16 protein-coding genes are annotated in these 16,700 nt (G+C 37.6%); all 16 read right to left on the reverse strand.

Annotated elements, in window-relative coordinates; translation table 11 throughout:
* Window positions 1–67: 67 nt before the first annotated feature.
* Window positions 68–874 (reverse strand): LicD family protein, encoded by an 807-nt coding sequence (locus tag K1I61_RS04105; RefSeq protein ID WP_223333402.1) that lies wholly within the window; start codon window positions 872–874, stop codon window positions 68–70.
* A complete protein-coding gene (locus tag K1I61_RS04110; protein WP_223333404.1) occupies window positions 875–1,678 on the reverse strand; it encodes a LicD family protein in 804 nt (267 codons plus the stop codon).
* Window positions 1,679–1,687: 9 nt separating this feature from the next.
* Window positions 1,688–3,175, reverse strand: a complete 1,488-nt coding sequence (locus tag K1I61_RS04115) for an oligosaccharide flippase family protein (protein ID WP_223333413.1) — start codon at window positions 3,173–3,175, stop codon at window positions 1,688–1,690.
* A gap of 233 nt (window positions 3,176–3,408) precedes the next feature.
* A complete protein-coding gene (gene tarQ, locus K1I61_RS04120) occupies window positions 3,409–4,446 on the reverse strand; it encodes a teichoic acid biosynthesis protein TarQ (RefSeq protein WP_223333415.1) in 1,038 nt (345 codons plus the stop codon).
* Window positions 4,439–5,905 carry an O-antigen polysaccharide polymerase Wzy family protein gene (locus K1I61_RS04125; protein ID WP_223333418.1) on the reverse strand — a complete coding sequence of 489 codons (1,467 nt, stop codon included), beginning with the start codon at window positions 5,903–5,905 and terminating at the stop codon, window positions 4,439–4,441. The genes tarQ and K1I61_RS04125 overlap by 8 nt, the downstream gene beginning before the upstream one ends.
* Before the next feature lie 16 nt (window positions 5,906–5,921).
* Complete coding sequence (locus tag K1I61_RS04130) at window positions 5,922–6,908, reverse strand: glycosyltransferase family 2 protein (protein WP_223333421.1); 987 nt, start codon at window positions 6,906–6,908, stop codon at window positions 5,922–5,924.
* A 1-nt stretch (window position 6,909) separates the two neighbouring features.
* Window positions 6,910–8,013 (reverse strand): glycosyltransferase, encoded by a 1,104-nt coding sequence (locus K1I61_RS04135; RefSeq protein ID WP_223333424.1) that lies wholly within the window; start codon window positions 8,011–8,013, stop codon window positions 6,910–6,912.
* A complete protein-coding gene (locus K1I61_RS04140; RefSeq protein WP_223333427.1) occupies window positions 8,003–8,839 on the reverse strand; it encodes a LicD family protein in 837 nt (278 codons plus the stop codon). Before K1I61_RS04140 ends, K1I61_RS04135 begins: the two co-directional genes overlap by 11 nt.
* Window positions 8,840–8,982: 143 nt before the next feature.
* Entirely contained in the window at window positions 8,983–10,302 is a 1,320-nt protein-coding gene (locus K1I61_RS04145; RefSeq protein ID WP_223333430.1) for an LCP family protein, read from the reverse strand.
* Window positions 10,299–11,147 carry a prephenate dehydratase gene (pheA, locus tag K1I61_RS04150; protein ID WP_223333433.1) on the reverse strand — a complete coding sequence of 283 codons (849 nt, stop codon included), beginning with the start codon at window positions 11,145–11,147 and terminating at the stop codon, window positions 10,299–10,301. The genes K1I61_RS04145 and pheA overlap by 4 nt, the downstream gene beginning before the upstream one ends.
* Complete coding sequence (locus K1I61_RS04155; protein WP_223333434.1) at window positions 11,144–11,620, reverse strand: shikimate kinase; 477 nt, start codon at window positions 11,618–11,620, stop codon at window positions 11,144–11,146. The genes pheA and K1I61_RS04155 overlap by 4 nt, the downstream gene beginning before the upstream one ends.
* Window positions 11,613–12,896 (reverse strand): 3-phosphoshikimate 1-carboxyvinyltransferase, encoded by a 1,284-nt coding sequence (gene aroA / locus K1I61_RS04160; RefSeq protein ID WP_223333438.1) that lies wholly within the window; start codon window positions 12,894–12,896, stop codon window positions 11,613–11,615. Before aroA ends, K1I61_RS04155 begins: the two co-directional genes overlap by 8 nt.
* Before the next feature lie 89 nt (window positions 12,897–12,985).
* On the reverse strand, window positions 12,986–13,324 hold the full coding sequence (locus K1I61_RS04165) for a YlbF/YmcA family competence regulator (protein WP_036757185.1): 339 nt from the start codon (window positions 13,322–13,324) through the stop codon (window positions 12,986–12,988).
* Between the two features lie 11 nt (window positions 13,325–13,335).
* On the reverse strand, window positions 13,336–14,439 hold the full coding sequence (locus K1I61_RS04170; RefSeq protein ID WP_036757182.1) for a prephenate dehydrogenase: 1,104 nt from the start codon (window positions 14,437–14,439) through the stop codon (window positions 13,336–13,338).
* A 9-nt stretch (window positions 14,440–14,448) separates the two neighbouring features.
* Window positions 14,449–15,615: a chorismate synthase gene (aroC, locus tag K1I61_RS04175; protein ID WP_036757180.1), complete on the reverse strand. Its 1,167-nt coding sequence runs from the start codon at window positions 15,613–15,615 to the stop codon at window positions 14,449–14,451.
* A gap of 9 nt (window positions 15,616–15,624) precedes the next feature.
* Complete coding sequence (gene aroB, locus K1I61_RS04180) at window positions 15,625–16,692, reverse strand: 3-dehydroquinate synthase (protein ID WP_223333440.1); 1,068 nt, start codon at window positions 16,690–16,692, stop codon at window positions 15,625–15,627.
* Window positions 16,693–16,700: the final 8 nt, after the last annotated feature.

Below are 16,700 nucleotides of genomic sequence, written 5' to 3' on the forward strand. Positions count from 1 at the left end.
ATTATACTTCTCTTTATTTAATTGAACATTCTGTTAACTTTTCTATTTATAAAAGTTTAGGCAATGATTATTTTCGATAAGCTTTTATACCATGGCTGTACCATTCCTGCATTTCTTTTGATGGCGGAGTCATATAATCACCATACATCTGTGTTAGAAAGGCATCATAGTTTTTAGGAATTGGCATCATTCTTCCTTCAAACTCTGTTAAAATTAATTCTTTATAAGTATCTATTGGAAAAACACCTTTCATTCCTTCTTTGTCAACTCCAACAGCTCCTTCATAAGCAGGATTTTCTGTCACACTATTTTTAACTAATTGATCTATTTTCTTATAGAAATATCTCGGATTAACAAGCCTAAGAGGATACCATGTACACAAACGGAGGAAGTCTTTTAATTTGCTATCTCCATGAACAGCACGTTCTTTTTTGATATAGGCAAGCTGACGCAAGGCAACATATTTATAGCTCTTGTCAACGATACTCAAATCTGAAAATTGATCAATCGGAAAAACATCAATGAACAAACTTGTATCATGACGCTTGTATTTTACGTTATCTTCAATAACTGTTGTTGTATCTAAAACAGCTGCAAAATTATGGAAATACCATGAAGAAGTATCGTAGGAAAGGACTCGATATACAGGATGTTGGTCTTCCTCAATCGCTTTTAATAGACGCTCATAGTCTTTTCTATACAGTGAAATATCGATATCATCATCCCAAGGAATCATTCCCTTATGACGAACAGCTCCCAACATGGTTCCATAGCTAAGGAAATAAGGAATGTCATTTTTTTTACAAATTTCATCAACATAGTCCAAAATACCTAGTTGAATTTCTTTAATCTCATTTTTTTCTAAGTACTGCATTTAATCCTCCAATTTATAGGCTTCAAATTCGTGACTATAAAACTGTTTTTCTTTTGGTGGGAGAGTCATATATTCACCATAATACTGCTTCAAAATAGCATCGTATTGTTTCGGTGCTGAAAGCAATAAATGTTCAAAAGGAACTTCAATCAAATCTTCAAATACTTCTTTGGCAAAGACTTCTTTTTCCTTAAATTTGGAAGGAATAAAAGCGATATATTTACCATCTTTTACCCTATACTTTTGAATTTGCTGTTCAATTTGACTCGCGAAATAACGTGGAGAAATAGGACGAAGGATAAACCAGAAGAAGGAACGAATCAAGTCTTTTAACTTACTATCTCCATAAACAATATTCTTATGCTTACTAAAGGATAATAATTTAAAACTTTCCAACTTATAGCAAACATCGATAACTTTAGGATTGTTGAAAGAATCCATTGGAAAAATATCAATGAAAATTCCAGAATCATACGTCTTAGTATTTCGTGTATCCACTATCTTTGTTGTTGAATCTACAACCTTAATAAAATTATTATAATAGCGATCATCAGTTTCTAAGGCTAAAATCTTATATTTCGATTGTTCTTTAGTGAATAACTGGATAAAACGTTCGTAGTTTTCACGTGTCATAGAGAGGTCTATATCATCATCCCAGGGGATAAAACCCTTGTGACGAATAGCTCCAATCAGGGTGCCATAATTGATAAAATAATCAATATCATACTTTTTACAAAACGAGTCAATAAAAGCTAAAATATCGAGTTCAATTTGTTTAGCCTCTTCTATACTTAATCTTCTCATCTATTCCTCCTAAGATTTTTTAATACGTTTTTTGAGCGAGATGACATGACCTAAAAATTCATAAAAGATACTATCTTTGGTCCAAACGAGTAAAGCAATATAGCTAAGAGCTGATAAGGCCATGATGATCACCATATTGATTAAGAAAGGTAGGTTGATAACCATCTTGACCGGATAAACAACATTAACTAAAAAATAGATTGGGACAAATGTCAATGCGAAAAGAGAATAACGCACCGTATATTTGAAGATATGTCCTAGATTAATGAGCTTGGTCTTATGAATAAAGATAACGTAAAGTATTAGGAGAAAACTTTCCGATAACATCGTCGTAATCAAATAATACTCCGGTGTAATAATGTTATTAAAGTAGAGGAGACTATCAAGAACTAGGTTTAGTCCACCTGCAAATAAGGTATAAACTGTAATTCTTTTTTCAAATCCATTTGTAAAGAGAATTTGAGAGCCTAAAATAGTATCTAGGGCAAGAATAATGGTACGAAAAGCAAAGAGGGATGTCAATATGCCACCACCAATATACTTCTCACTACCATACAAAAGGATTGCATTTGGCCCTAAAATCATCAACCCAAAACTAAGTGGAATGATGAAGAAGTTGAAAATGCGACTTCCTCGATTCACCAAATTTACATACTCTTCTTTTTTTCCAATACCTAGATAGTAGCTCAAGCGAGGAACACTGACTCCAATCGCACCTGTAACAACACCTGCGATAACCGTTACAATCCGTTGTGCCATCGTATAATAACTGACATTTACATCAACTCCGGTTTTTACCAAAAAGAGACGATCAAGGAAGGTGAATAACATATTGGCATTGGCAAAGATTAGCATGGCTGTCAAAGGAAGAAAGAGAGGTTTAAATTCCCCCAAAGAAACCTTTACAAACTGGATATCTCTTTTTATCCAAAAATAACTAATGAGGTAATTGATCAGAGTTGAAAGACTCATAATCAGTGTATAGATAACAATATCATGCTCATTTTTTACAAACACAAAGATGGATACCAACATGAGAATGCGGATGAATGCTGTTTTATAAAATAAAAAACTATAATTCTCAAGCGCTTCATTCACCCATTCGATTGAGAATATTTGTGCAATGAGTTGAACCCCCATTACCAAAAAAATCTTTTGTATGACAGGATTACTATTAAAGAATAAAGGATATGATAAAAGATAGACGGCACTTGTAATAATCGTACAAGCTACACACAAATAAAAAAGACTTGAAAAGACTTTATTTAATTCCTTCTTATTATCTTTTACATTACTAATAGCTCGAAGGCCGTAATTATAGACTCCATAGGTTGCAAAGGGTAAGAAAAAAGACAGGATGGTATCAACAGAGTTGAAATAACCATAGTCTGTTCGATCTAGAACACGCGCAACATAAGTACCCGTCAAAATTGGGAAAATAATATTTAAAACACGAATACCCATATAAGCCAGGGCATTTAATTTTATACTTTTCATTCAATTTACCTCGTTGATTTATTATATCATAAAGTTAGTTAAAAAACCTATTTGGCTGGGAAATCTGTTCCTCAAGCCATGTTTGTCCTCCCTGACGAAATCTTATCCAAATCCTCTAGGAAGACTTTTCTACATCATTCTGTCAAATCTGAATTTTTCCCAAAGACAAAGGAGGACTATTCTAGTCCTCCTTTGCCTTGGATGATTTTTAATTCTTTATGTATATCAAATCATTAGAGCGCAAAAGAAATCACACCTAAAACTGAACGATTTAGATTTCTCACTTCTTGCATACTTTCTTCAAATTTTTTATATCGAGTGACACCATATTCTTCTACGAATAAAATATTCTCAAATGCTAAAAGATCCTTGATATTTTTCAAATTGACAAACTGAACTCCTTCAAGATTCAGTTTGTATTCTGCTTGTAATTTATTCAAAATACGATTATCTGAACTTACGATTGCTAGGGGTTGACCTTGACACTTGTAACTCAATAGTTCAGAAAGATTTTCAACAGTGGTAATAGTTGAAACCAAGTCTACTTGATAAGTTGAAAAATCACCTGCACGATTAATAGTTGGATTGAAAAGATATACTAGAACATTTGCCAAGATAACCAAGATGACACAGAGAATACCAATAATCACTAAGCGTAAGATAAGATTTTTCAAGTTAAAGCCAAGAGCAACTTCTCCATTCGGAGTCAATTCTTTAGAGTTAACTGTTTCAAGTTTTTCAATCTTAACGTCTGTATAGATAGACTTGAATTTGTCAATCAATGAATCAAACTTGCTTTCAAGGAAATCATTCACTTCCTTACTTGGAGTTAAAATTTTAACAGTTACACCTGCATCATCAATCAATGGGTTAATCGTTAATTTTTTTGTCCAATAGTCACTTGCAGAATTCTTCAATGCTGTTTCTGTAGTATCTAAATCTTTTGCAATTTCTTTCATCTTATCAGAATCAACATCATTGAAAAGAAAGGCGCCATTGAGATTACCATCAATTAGTTTTGCATAGAAGTCACTATAGCCACCAACTTGATGATTCAAAATTGTTTTTGATGATGTTTCTGGAGCAGTTATCTTATAGGTGATATAAGTAGAATAACTAGTAGAATCTTTGACTGTATTTTTATTTTTTACAGCTTTTAAAGTAAATGGTACAGCTATGAGAGCAAATAAGGCTAGTAAAGCTAGCAAATTCACTTTACGTTTTTTATAAAGATTTGCGAACAAATCAGCTACAGAATAATGTTCAAACATGTATTTCCCCTTTTTTGATTAAGTGATGATTTTCTTTTGTAAGCATTTTTGCCACGAAAATGATAATAAGAACAATTCCCCAGAATTGCATTGTAAAAAGATTAAAGAAACTCTCTGAAAAGCTACTTCTAGGCATAAAGAATAAATTATTCAAGATTAGCAAAGATAATGCAAATAAGATTGTTCTTGAGCGATATGCCACTTGCAACATAGCTATAAAGAGCATACCAAGTAAGATACTTAGTAGAAATAGTCCCAACATACCATAATCAGTATACAATTCCATGATATAACTACTTCCAATACCATGGCCTCTTAGATATTCTTTGTTTAGAACGAGATAGGACAGATTGTGGGCATAACTATTACTATCAATCGCTAGTTCAATACTATTTGTCGTATGTTCAAATGGTTTGGCACCAAATATGATTCCGATACTACCTCTCGCAAAATAGTCAACAACCGGACCAAAAGTGAAATTTCGGAAGTCTCTATAAGGAAGACTACTATTGTACAGGAATCCTCTCGCTAAAACTCCAAAACTAGTTCCTTGTTTATAAATGAAATCGAGTAATAAATCAAAAACTCCACTATGGGACACTTGAGCATTATCACGAACATAGTTTAATGCTCCCATCGCAAGCATGAGAACAGGTGTTCCAAGATAAATAGCCATTTTTTCTTTGAAACCGATCCATTTACCTTTCTCCGTTTGTTCACGCATAAAGTAGTAAACAAAGGCAAAAATCAAACTTAGAATAAAGGGATTTCTAGTACCAATTACTAAGTGAATCAAGTTAGCCACGATATAGGCAACTAAAACCATTGTCGCATGTGACTTTTTAGGTTTAGTTGCTAAGTAAACACACATGGCATAAACCGTGAAAGTCGATAAGATATAGGTAAAGTAGGGCAATTGGCTTTCAAAATTTGCATAATAATTGTAATAAGAAGTTTGCAAACGGTATAGCAAGCGCTCAAATAGTCTAAGAAAATAAAATGGATAGGTGAGTAAAAATACACTCAATGAAACAAAACGTAATTTTTTTATATAATTGATATTAACTGTTTTTTCTACTTTTACAGGAGCCTTGCTTTTTCGAGCAAGATAATAATTCGCTATAAAGCTACCTATAGTCAATCCTAAGATAGAAACAATAACAACTAGGAAAGCAAATCGATAAGCAATTGGTTGATAGGTGTCTAGCGCTCCATCTCTAAAATAATCAATGGTGGGTCTGGATACCAAAAATATAAAAATTGTGATAAAGAATATAAAGTGAATCAAATAGTATTTGATATTATTCCAGCAAAGTAGCAGACTGCTAATTAAGAGCAAAAGCAAAGTTGTCAGAAGTCCTACGTTGTTACTGGTAAACAAATAAGTGATTCCGCTTATTATGGTTACGATATAGCTTAGAATCGTAACCGTTAGAAACATTCGTTTGCCATCAACCATCTCAGGCCCTCCTTTTCTAATTAATTTTTTTCGACTGCTCAATATTTTTAAACAATAATATTCTATACAATCTTACATTTACAGACAAAGCTAAAGCACTAATACGTCTTCCTTTTCTAAAAATGGTATTTTTGAAAATAGCAAAGGCATGTTTTTTTAAATAGCCATAAATCTTTGGATAGTCTTTAAACCCTTTGAAATTATCATCTAGAAGCATTTTATCCAAGATAAAGAAATGTGCATATGCAAGTCTAAAGAAAGCTACTTCTGTTAAGTTTGGATATTCCTTAACAACTTCAGTATAAAATTTTTGATAAATATCAATGTAGGCTAAGTCCTTTTCCGCATATGGTTTGGTAGTAATACTGTCTCCTCGATGGAAATAATAATAGTACGGTTTGGTATTAACAACATACTTTTTAGCTACTTTAATGAGTTCAAAATGATAGTAGGCATCTTCATAAATCAAGCCCTTTGGAAAAGTTAACTGTGCTGCAATTTTCTTTTTGATGAGTTTGTTACAAATAGTACCAGGTATTTTCTCACCAATTAAATATTCTCTAAGGAATGTTTCAGTATCACATACAAAATAATCATCCTGATTTTCAGTTTGCGGACTCTCACTATTGGCATAGACATTCATAACACCACAGCTGGAAACATCCGCATCTTCTTTGACTAATTGTTGATATAAGCTAGCAATCATTTCAGGATGAATATAATCGTCCGAATCTATAAAAATAACATAGTCCCCGTGGGCTTGCTTCAATCCATCATTTCGAGCTTGAGATAGTCCTTCATTTTCTTTGTGATAGACCAAAACTCTTTCATCTTGCTCAGCAATTTGTTCACACAAGCGACCACTTTCATCTATCGCCCCATCATTAACAAGAATAATTTCGAGATTTTTATAGGTTTGTTGCTGAATGGATGCTATTGATTTTTCAAGGTATTGCGCCACATTATAGACTGGAACAATGACACTAATTAATGTAGTTTCCATGCTACTCCTCTAGTAGTTTTTCTACTTGTTCAATTTGTTTAGCAATTGTAAATTGCTGAATAAATTGGCTAGCTTTGTTAACATCAAAGCTTGATACACATGTCATGTAGTTATCAATTGCTTGAGCTGCTTCTTGATTGCTTTCAATGATTTTACCAAATCGACCTTCCTGAGATAATTCTTCTGCTCCGCCAACCTTGGTAGACACAAAGGGAACCCCTAGACTCAAGGCCTCAACATAGACCCCAGGAAAACCTTCCTGTTTGGACATGGATAATAGGACTTTCATATGAGAGAGATACTGATAAGGGTTCTTTTGATAGCCTAAAAAATGAATGTAGTCTTCAAGTTTGTATTCCAGCACTCTTTTTTTCAATTCACTTTCCATCTCTCCAGCACCTATAAAGTAGAGGTGATATTTCTTACCTTGTTGGTGCAAAAGTCGTATAACTTCTACTACTCGGTCAGAACCTTTATTTTCCTCAATACGTCCAATGGTACAGATACTTTGAGGAGCTATCTCAATAGCAATCTTTTCTTTTGATTTTTCCAAAATACTTTCAAAATCGTAACCATTATAGACTGTTACTAATTTCTGTGAGTAATCTGGATAAACTTCTTTGATAGAATTGCTGGTTTTCTTTGAAATTCCTACTATCCTATCAGCAGCATCCAATTGTCGTCTATGAGAATCACGCTTCGAACGATCTGTTAAAAATTCTTCAACACTTCCATGAATCCAAGAAATCTTCTTCACTTCTTGTCGTTTAGAAAATAAAAGAGGAGGATTCATAATAGTAAAGGAAACCTCTACATCATATTGATCTTTTATAAGTAAGCGTCTTATTAATCTTGGGAAATAAATTCTCAATCTCCACAGTAGTGCTCTTAACCATCTTGGTTGACAGTAATCTTGTAAGGATTTTAAAATTCTCACATTTTCAGGTACTGGTTCGTATCCTTTATCAAAATGTTCTATTTCAAGAATGTCAATATCATACTTTTCCGGATTCAAGTTTGAAACAATCGTTGATAAGATTTTTTCTGCACCTCCACCTAGAGAGAAGGACCACATAAAAAATAGAATTTTTTTCTTATCCACCATACTCTCCCTTATATTCTCTATAGCTCTTATCCATATCTGCTATTATGGCATCGTGGTGAGGTACTTGCTTGTCAGCTGGAGGTGGTGTCATATAGTCACCAAAAGCTGTGCTAAGATAAGCATCATAGCCGACCGGAATAGGCATTTCTGTTCCCTCGAAAGGTAGGAAGATGTTGTCTTCAAAGGCCTGAATTGGATACTTTTTCTTCATGTATCCTGGCCCTGAACATAATTCTGTAATGCCATCACTTTCAGCTGGTCCATACTTGGTCATTTCTTTCTCAGCCTTTTTCCAGATACGATAGCGAAGCGATTTAGGAGTCAACCCTAGTAAAATGGTACTACCCCACTTCATGAGAGCTCCATGCTTTTCTGGAATGGTTTGTGCACAAAATAGAGAATAAATCAAAGCCCAGCGGACTTGTTTCTTGCGCTCTACTGGATTTTTAGGGTAGTAGTCCAAGGGAAGAACATCTAAAGCCAAGCCGTGGGGAAGATCCAAATCTTGTTGATAAGGCTTGATACAAGTCGTCTCCTTATCACGAATGGTGATAAAGAGGTTACGGTCTACATAGTCTTTAGAACTCTTTGATAGGAAGTAACGCTCATCCGCATATTGAGGCCATAACTCTGCTAGTTTTTCATAGTCCTTTCGTGGCATAAAGAAGTCCAAATCATCATCCCAAGGGATGAAACCTTTATTTCGTAAAGCTCCAATAGCTCCTCCGCCACACAAATAACAGAGCAATCCATGTTCTTTACAAAAGGCGACAAAATATTCAGCCATCTCTAAGCTACGGGCTTGAATTGCCTTTAAATCACTCATCTCATTCTCATCCTCTTCTATAGAATTACATCATTTCATTATACCATAAAAATGGTCAAAAAATCCATCTAACCATGTGAAAAATCAAAGCCTGAGACATCCATTTAGTTAGATGTTTAAAGCTTTGATTTTAATTAATTTTTTTATCTGAATCCCATTTGGGCTAGCTTATTCTGGTAAGCTTTTTGATCCACTCGAAGGGCTTGGCCTCCATAGACATCATAGTCATCTACCCAGTCTCCAAGTTCCGGTACTGTTAGTCTTTCAATACCGTTCTGACCTCCTTCAAGGACGGATAATCCGTTGGTCAATAAGAAGGTATAAGGAAGGTTTGTAGATGTCATAGCGAATACTTTACCAAGTGCTTCTGAACCTGTGAAAAGTTTTGTAGGATCTTTAATTTGCTGTAAAACAGCTGTCATGACTTGTTGCTGTCTACGAGTGCGTCCATAGTCCCCTTCATCATCATCACGGAAACGTGCATAGTTGAGAAGAGTTGAACCATTCATTTGTTGCGTTCCGACTTTAATGGTTTGTGTAGGTGATTCGGTTTCTGTCGCATGCAAGTCATCACCGACTGTAGCTTCTGTAACTGGAACTCCATTTAGAGTTGAAAATTGAGCATCAATAGTCACACCATTAGGGAAAAGGGTGTCAATGGCAGTCGCAAAAGCTTGGAAATCAACAAGGGCATAGTATTTGATGTCTAAATCAAAGTTATCTTTGAGGACCTTACGCACCATTTCAGCCCCTTGTTTTCCTTCTTGTTCCCCCAATTCGTAGGCCAAGTTCAACTTATGGTCAGCTTGTTTTTGTCCGTTAATAACTTGGCTATAACCATCAATATAAACTAGGTTATCACGCATAAAACTTACAAGCTTAAGTTTTTTATCCTTACCACTTACATTGAGAACCATAATAGAATCTGTCCGTGTTTCTGAACTATTCTGTCCAATACGGCCATCTGTTCCTAAGATAAGAATATTGACACCATCTCTTGTATCCTGTCCATTGAAAACTTCAACTTGGGCAGCCTTGGCATCTTTCGACCCGCTTGAGCCATTCGGATTGGCTGACTGGAAACCTTTCAAGAACATAAAAATCATTCCTACTGCAGCACAAAGCAACAGCATTCCTAACCAAGCAAGTATGCGTTTAAAGCGAAAGACTCTTTTTTTCTTTGGTTTCTTCTGCTTAGGAATCTTAGCTTTTGGTTGCGGTAGACTAGTACGTCGACTAGCTCGACTTCGATTAGTATAACTCGGAAGCCCTGTGTTAGGTTCTGTATAGTCTTGGCTTTCTGCTTCTTCTACGACAACTGAACGAGCTTCTTGTTGACCATCCAGCTTAGCTTGTAAAAAAGCAAACTCTCTCTTTTCTTTATCATTTAGATAGTGGATGTTTTTTAATAGATAGTCGTAACGTAGTTTCTCATGGTGTGTCAGAGGATTTTCTCTAGTCATTCCTTCTCCTTCCCTTTATCCTGTATGGTATAGATAGGGTAAGCTCCTAGTACTTTATAGTGGATCCCAATGGTTTCTAATTCTTTTTGAGCAAAATGGACCAATTCTTTATCAGCATAGTCCACATCAATGATAAAAAAGTACTCACCTAGTGCTGTTTTTAGGGGGCGACTCTCAATCTTAGTTAGGTCAATCCCACGCCAAGCAAAAGTAGAAAGCGCCTTATATAATGCACCTGGAAGATTATCTGGCAAGGTCAAGGCTAGACTCATTTTCTTAGCATTTGCATTCAAGGGCATTTGCGGTGCCTTGGGACCTAACACCCAAAAGCGAGTGAAATTGGCTTCCATCTCTTGAATATCTTGAGCAATTAATTCCAAACCATATTCTCCAGCCGAACTTTTGGGGGCAATGGCCGCAAAAGGCTGATCTGGATGTTCGGAAACGTAGCGAGCAGCATAGGCTGTACTGGCCGTTACTTCTAATTGAGCATCTGGATAATGCTCATCGATAAATTTCTTCCCTTGGGCTAATGCCTGCGGATGAGAAAAGATTTTCTCAATTTTAGATTGCCCTGGCACTGCCATCAACTGTTGATGGATTGGCTGCACAATCTCAGCCACTGCTTGAATCCGAGCTTGATGGAAAAGATAGTCTAGGGTCTCATGAACACTACCTTCAATAGAATTTTCAACTGGTACTACTGAATAGTCTACCAAACCTTGTTCATAGGCCTTGATAACGTCCGTAATATTTGAAAAAGGCTCTAGTTCCTCATGAGGAAAAGCCGTTTGCACTACATGGTGCGAAAAAGATCCTTTAGGGCCTAGATAGGCAATTTTCATCTCAGTTCCTCTATAATTTCTTCTGGGCTTAATCTTGCCACATCTACAACTCGACTAGCTACTTCTTCATACCAAGCCTGTCTTTCATTAAAAATCGCTGCCAAATCTTCCTTGCTATTCTTTAAAAATAGTGGACGTTGATTGTCCTTATCAGCTGAAATTCGCTGGTAAAGGGTCTCAAAATCTGCTTTTAGATAAATATTGTCGGAATTTTCCTTCAGCAAGTCACGATTTTTCTGAGAAATGACCACTCCTCCACCAGTAGACACGACCTGGTTTGTTTTTAGTAAGTCAGCTAAAACTTCTGATTCCACCTGGCGGAAGGCAGCCTCTCCTTTTTCTTCAAAGAAACGAGCAATCGGCATCCCCAGTCGGCCTTCCAGCAAGGCATCCATATCTACGAAGTCAGAATCCAGCTGTCTAGCAATAGTAGTTTTTCCTGAACCCATAAAACCTAGTAAAACCTTAGCCATGAATCAAAGTCTCCAAATCATCAAAGAAGCTTGGATAGCTAGTGTTGATAGCTTCTGCACGATCCAATTCAACTTCTCCATCTGCAACCAAGAGAGCTGCAATGGCTGTCATCATGCCGATTCGATGGTCTCCAAAGGTGTTGACTTTGGCTCCATAGAGGGTAGATTTCCCTTTGATAATCATGCCGTCTGCTGTAGGAGTAATAGTTGCTCCCATGCTATTTAAAGCATCTGCGACAACTTGAATGCGATCCGTTTCTTTAACCTTGAGTTCTTCTGCATCTTTGATAACTGTTTGACCTTGAGCTTGGGTAGCAAGGAGCGCGATAATCGGCAATTCATCAATTAAACGTGGAATCAAGACTCCGCCAATTTCTATCCCGTTTAGTTCTGAAGTCTCGACAGTCAAGGTTGCAGATTTGGCAATTGGATCCATATCAGTAATCTCTAATTTCCCGCCCATAGCTCGGATAACATCGATAATACCTGTACGTGTTTCATTAATACCGACATTCTTCAGCACGACACGAGAATTTGGCACAATCAAACCTGCTACTAACCAAAAGGCTGCACTAGAAATATCTCCTGGTACGACAACCGTTTGTCCACTAAGTTTCTGTGGCCCTTGAACAGTGATTTTCTTACCATTGACACTTAACTCTCCACCAAATTGACGTAGCATATCTTCTGTGTGATTACGAGTGCACTCCTTCTCGATAATGACTGACTGACCTTGAGCCTGCAAAGCCGCAAAAATCAAGGCTGACTTGACTTGAGCAGAGGCAATTGGCAATTCGTATCGAATAGGTCTTAAGTTTTTTGTTCCTTTTAAGTGCAACGGTGGCAAGTCTCGCTCTGTTTGACCTGAAATTGTAACTCCCATTTTTTTCAAAGGACGGGTTACACGATCCATTGGGCGTTTAGAAAGACTGTCATCCCCAAACATCTCTACTTCAAAGTCTGCACCAGCAAGGACACCTGAAATTAAACGAATAGAGGTCCCAGAATTTCCCATATCTAGAGCATTCTGAGGAGCTTTCAAACCATCCATGCCAACACCTTGAATGGTAATGACACCGTCCTTGTCCTCAATCTCAACGCCGAGATCGCGAAAAACTTGCATAGTTGATAAGACATCTTCTCCACGTAGGATATCATAAACCTTAGTCTCACCCTCAGCTAAGCTTCCAAAAATGATAGAGCGATGACTAATGGACTTATCCCCAGGTACGCGAATACTACCATTTAAGTACTTAATGTTTGTTTTTAATTTCATACCGGCCCTCATACTGACAATACTTTTTCTTATTTTATCATAAAAAGTCAGAAATTTCTTAAAAATTCCTGACTTTATGAGGTAAATTCTTATTTTAAAAGTTCTGAAATTGGTTCAAAAACAATTTTTTCAATATCAGAAAGGTAAATCGAAAGTTGTTGCTGTTTGGCAAAGAATTCTGACAAGAGAGAGTTACCTTGAATCTGCTTACCAAAGCTTTCCATTTTTTCTTGGAAAGAAGCATCTGGAATTTGACCAGTTTGTGCCATGATTTGGATTTCATGTTGAAAAGCAATATAATCTGCAAAAATTTTGCTTGCTTCTGCATCCGCTTGGATGGCATCTCTAGCTTCTTTAACTGCCTTGTATTCAGGCAATTCGCGTAGTCCACGACTTAGTGCATTTGCACTATCATAAATATTTGACATAATTGTCCTCCTTATTTAATAACGACTGTGTAGTCTGTATTTTCTGTAATGACTTGCTCAGCACGTTTTAAATCCTGAGCATTCTTAAAGGAAATTTGCAGAATCCCGTGTACATCCTCACGGTTTTCCTCATTGATATGGATATTGACCAAAGAAGTTCCACGTAGCAATTCCAAGATGCGTAAAATCACATCTTCCTCATCGGGAACATCTACATAAAGGTCAAATGAGCTATCTACTCCTCCGCGTTTATGGATTTCCATAGCCTGACGTTGCTCACGCGCTTGATTGAAAAAATTCCAGATTTGGCTTTCATCACCCTTACTGATAGCTTGTCCAATCTCGTCCAAACGGCCCTTGAAGTCCTCGATACGTTCAATAATGGTATCCCGATTGGATAAGAGGATAGAAGTCCACATACCAGGCTCACTTTCAGCAATCCGAGTCATATCTCGAAATCCACCGGCCGCAAAGCGTCGCACCATTTCATGCTCTTCAGCATAACTTGCAGTTTGTTCCATCAGGCCTGATGCTAAGATATGCGGAAAATGGCTAATCTGAGAAGTCACTCGGTCATGCTCTTCAGCATCGATTTCAATGAAACGAGCATGAAGGCCTGACAGCAAGTCTCTCATTTCTTCGAGAGTATCCGGAGTTGTCAGACTAGATGGCGTGAAGATATAATAGGCATTTTCAAAAAGATTAACATCTGCAGAGGCAGCTCCTGTCTTGTGACTTCCTGCCATGGGATGGGCCCCCACAAAGCGAACAGACTTATCAGCAAAACACTTCTCAGCTGTAGCCACAATAGCTGACTTGGTCGATCCAGCATCAGAAATAATGACACCATCTTTCAAGTCCAAGTTGGCCAATTCCTTAATAAAGGCAATAGTTTGCTTGATTGGCAGGGTAAGAATGATGACGTCTGCAAGTGGAGCAAAACTGGCAAAATCATCCGTCGCACGGTCAATCATTCCTCTCTCCAAGGCAATATCTCTGGACGCTTGACTACGATTGTATCCTAAAATTTCATAATCAGGATGATCCCGCTTGATTCCGAGTGCCATGGAAGCACCAATCAAACCTAGTCCTGCGATATAGATGATTTTTGCCATAAGAACTCCTTAATAATTCTTTGTATACTCCCGATGTTTCGCAACAGCTTCTTTTAATTCTTCCAGATTATCAGAGGAGAATTTCTCAAGGATTTCTTGAGCCAAAACCGTTGCTACAACTGCCTCCATAACGACACCTGCTGCTGGAAGAGCAGTAGGATCACTTCTCTCTACTGTTGCTTTATAAGGCTCATGAGTTTCAATATCGACACTCATCAACGGCTTGTAGAGAGTCGGAATTGGCTTCATAACTCCACGAACGATAATCGGTTGGCCGTTAGTCATACCACCTTCGAAACCTCCAAGGTTATTAGTCCGACGAGTATAGCCATCTTCTGATGACCAGAGGATTTCATCCATGACTTGGCTACCCTTAAGATGGCCTACTTTAAAACCAAGACCAAACTCCACACCCTTAAAGGCATTGATAGAAACAACAGCTTGAGCTAGCCTTGCATCTAGTTTACGATCCCATTGGACATAAGAACCAAGACCAACCGGAACACCTCCGACAACTGTTTCCACAACACCTCCGATGGTATCCCCATCTCGCTTAATCTGGTCAATATAGTCCTTAATCTCCTGCTCACGTTCTTGGTTGACAATAGAAACTTCTGACTGGGCAGCTAGTTTCTTAATTTCTTCAACTGTTAAGTTTTCTGGAACATCAATTTCCTTGCCACCAAAGACCACAACATGATTAGCAATTTCTATATCAAGCTCAGCCAAAAGACGCTTGGCTACTGCTCCGACCGCTACTCGCATGGTCGTTTCACGGGCAGATGAGCGTTCCAAAGAATTTCGAAGGTCATCAAAACGGTATTTGATCCCACCGACCAAATCAGCATGACCTGGTCGCGGATGGGTGATTTTTCGTTTGCTTTTAAGGCGGTCTTCAATATCCTCGGCAGACATGATATCCAGCCATTTTTGGTGGTCTTTATTAATGACATCCATGGTAATAGGTGCCCCTGTTGTCTTACCATGACGAACTCCAGAAGTAAAGACAACCTGATCACTCTCGATTTTCATACGTCCACCACGCCCGTAACCGCCTTGGCGACGTTTGAGATCCTCATTGATATCTTCTGCAGTCAAAGGCAGTCCTGCTGGAATTCCTTCAATAATTGCTGTCAGCCGAGGACCATGTGATTCTCCTGCTGTTAAATATCTCATACATTCTCCTTATTTTACTAAGTAATCTTTCATTTCTTCAAGAGAAACTGGGTGAATCGTCGCTGAACCAAGCTCAGGTACCAAAACTAACTTCATGGTATTCCCACGCGCTTTTTTATCATGAGTCAAAGCTCGATAAAGCTTTTCAACATCCCAGTTTTCATAATCAACAGGAAGACCAAACTTCTGACACATCTCTCGGATAGATTTGGTTATTCCCACTGGCATGAGTCCTTTTTCTTCTGCTACCTTAGAGACCTGAACCATTCCCATAGCTACTGCCTCACCGTGCATGACTTTTCCGTAACCAGCAGTTGCTTCGATGGCATGGCCAATTGTGTGACCAAAGTTGAGATATAAACGAACGCCATTATCCAACTCATCCTCAACTACCATCTTGCGCTTAACCTGACAAGAATGCTCAATCAAACTCTCGGAATGTTCCAATATGCTTTCGACAGAACCATCCATATCAGATAATAGGTCCCAAAGCTCTGAATCTTCGATCAGGCCATACTTGATGACTTCACCCATTCCTTCAATCAACTCTCTCTTACCCAAGGTCTCAAGAACAGTTGGGTCAATCAAAACACCATCCGGCTGGGCAAAAGTTCCTACCATATTCTTAGCAAAAGGAGTATTCACTCCTGTCTTACCACCGATTGAAGAATCCACCTGGGCTGTCAAACTAGTTGGAATTTGAACGAAATGAACTCCTCGCATGTAGGTTGAAGCCACAAAACCAGCCAAATCGCCAACTACACCACCTCCGAGGGCTACGATGCCATCACTACGAGTTAAACCTTGCTTAACTAAAAATTCATAGACTTTTTGAACTGTAGTCAGATTTTTTCGTTCTTCGCCCTCTAAAAAGTCAAAAACTGCCACTTGAAAGCCAGCATCCTCCAAACTCAATTTAACCTTTTCTGCATAGAGTGAAGCAACACGGTTATCCGTTATGATAACAATTTTTTGTGGTTGCCAAAGTTCGCGCAACCATTTTCCTGCTTGAGACAAGCATCCTTTTTCAATCTGAATATCGTAAGGATGATGTGGAAGGTCTATTCTAATTTTCATAGCAGGTC

Origin of the sequence: Streptococcus infantis (genome assembly GCF_019929665.1) — a bacterium.
Taxonomy (GTDB): Bacteria; Bacillota; Bacilli; order Lactobacillales; family Streptococcaceae; genus Streptococcus; species Streptococcus infantis_H.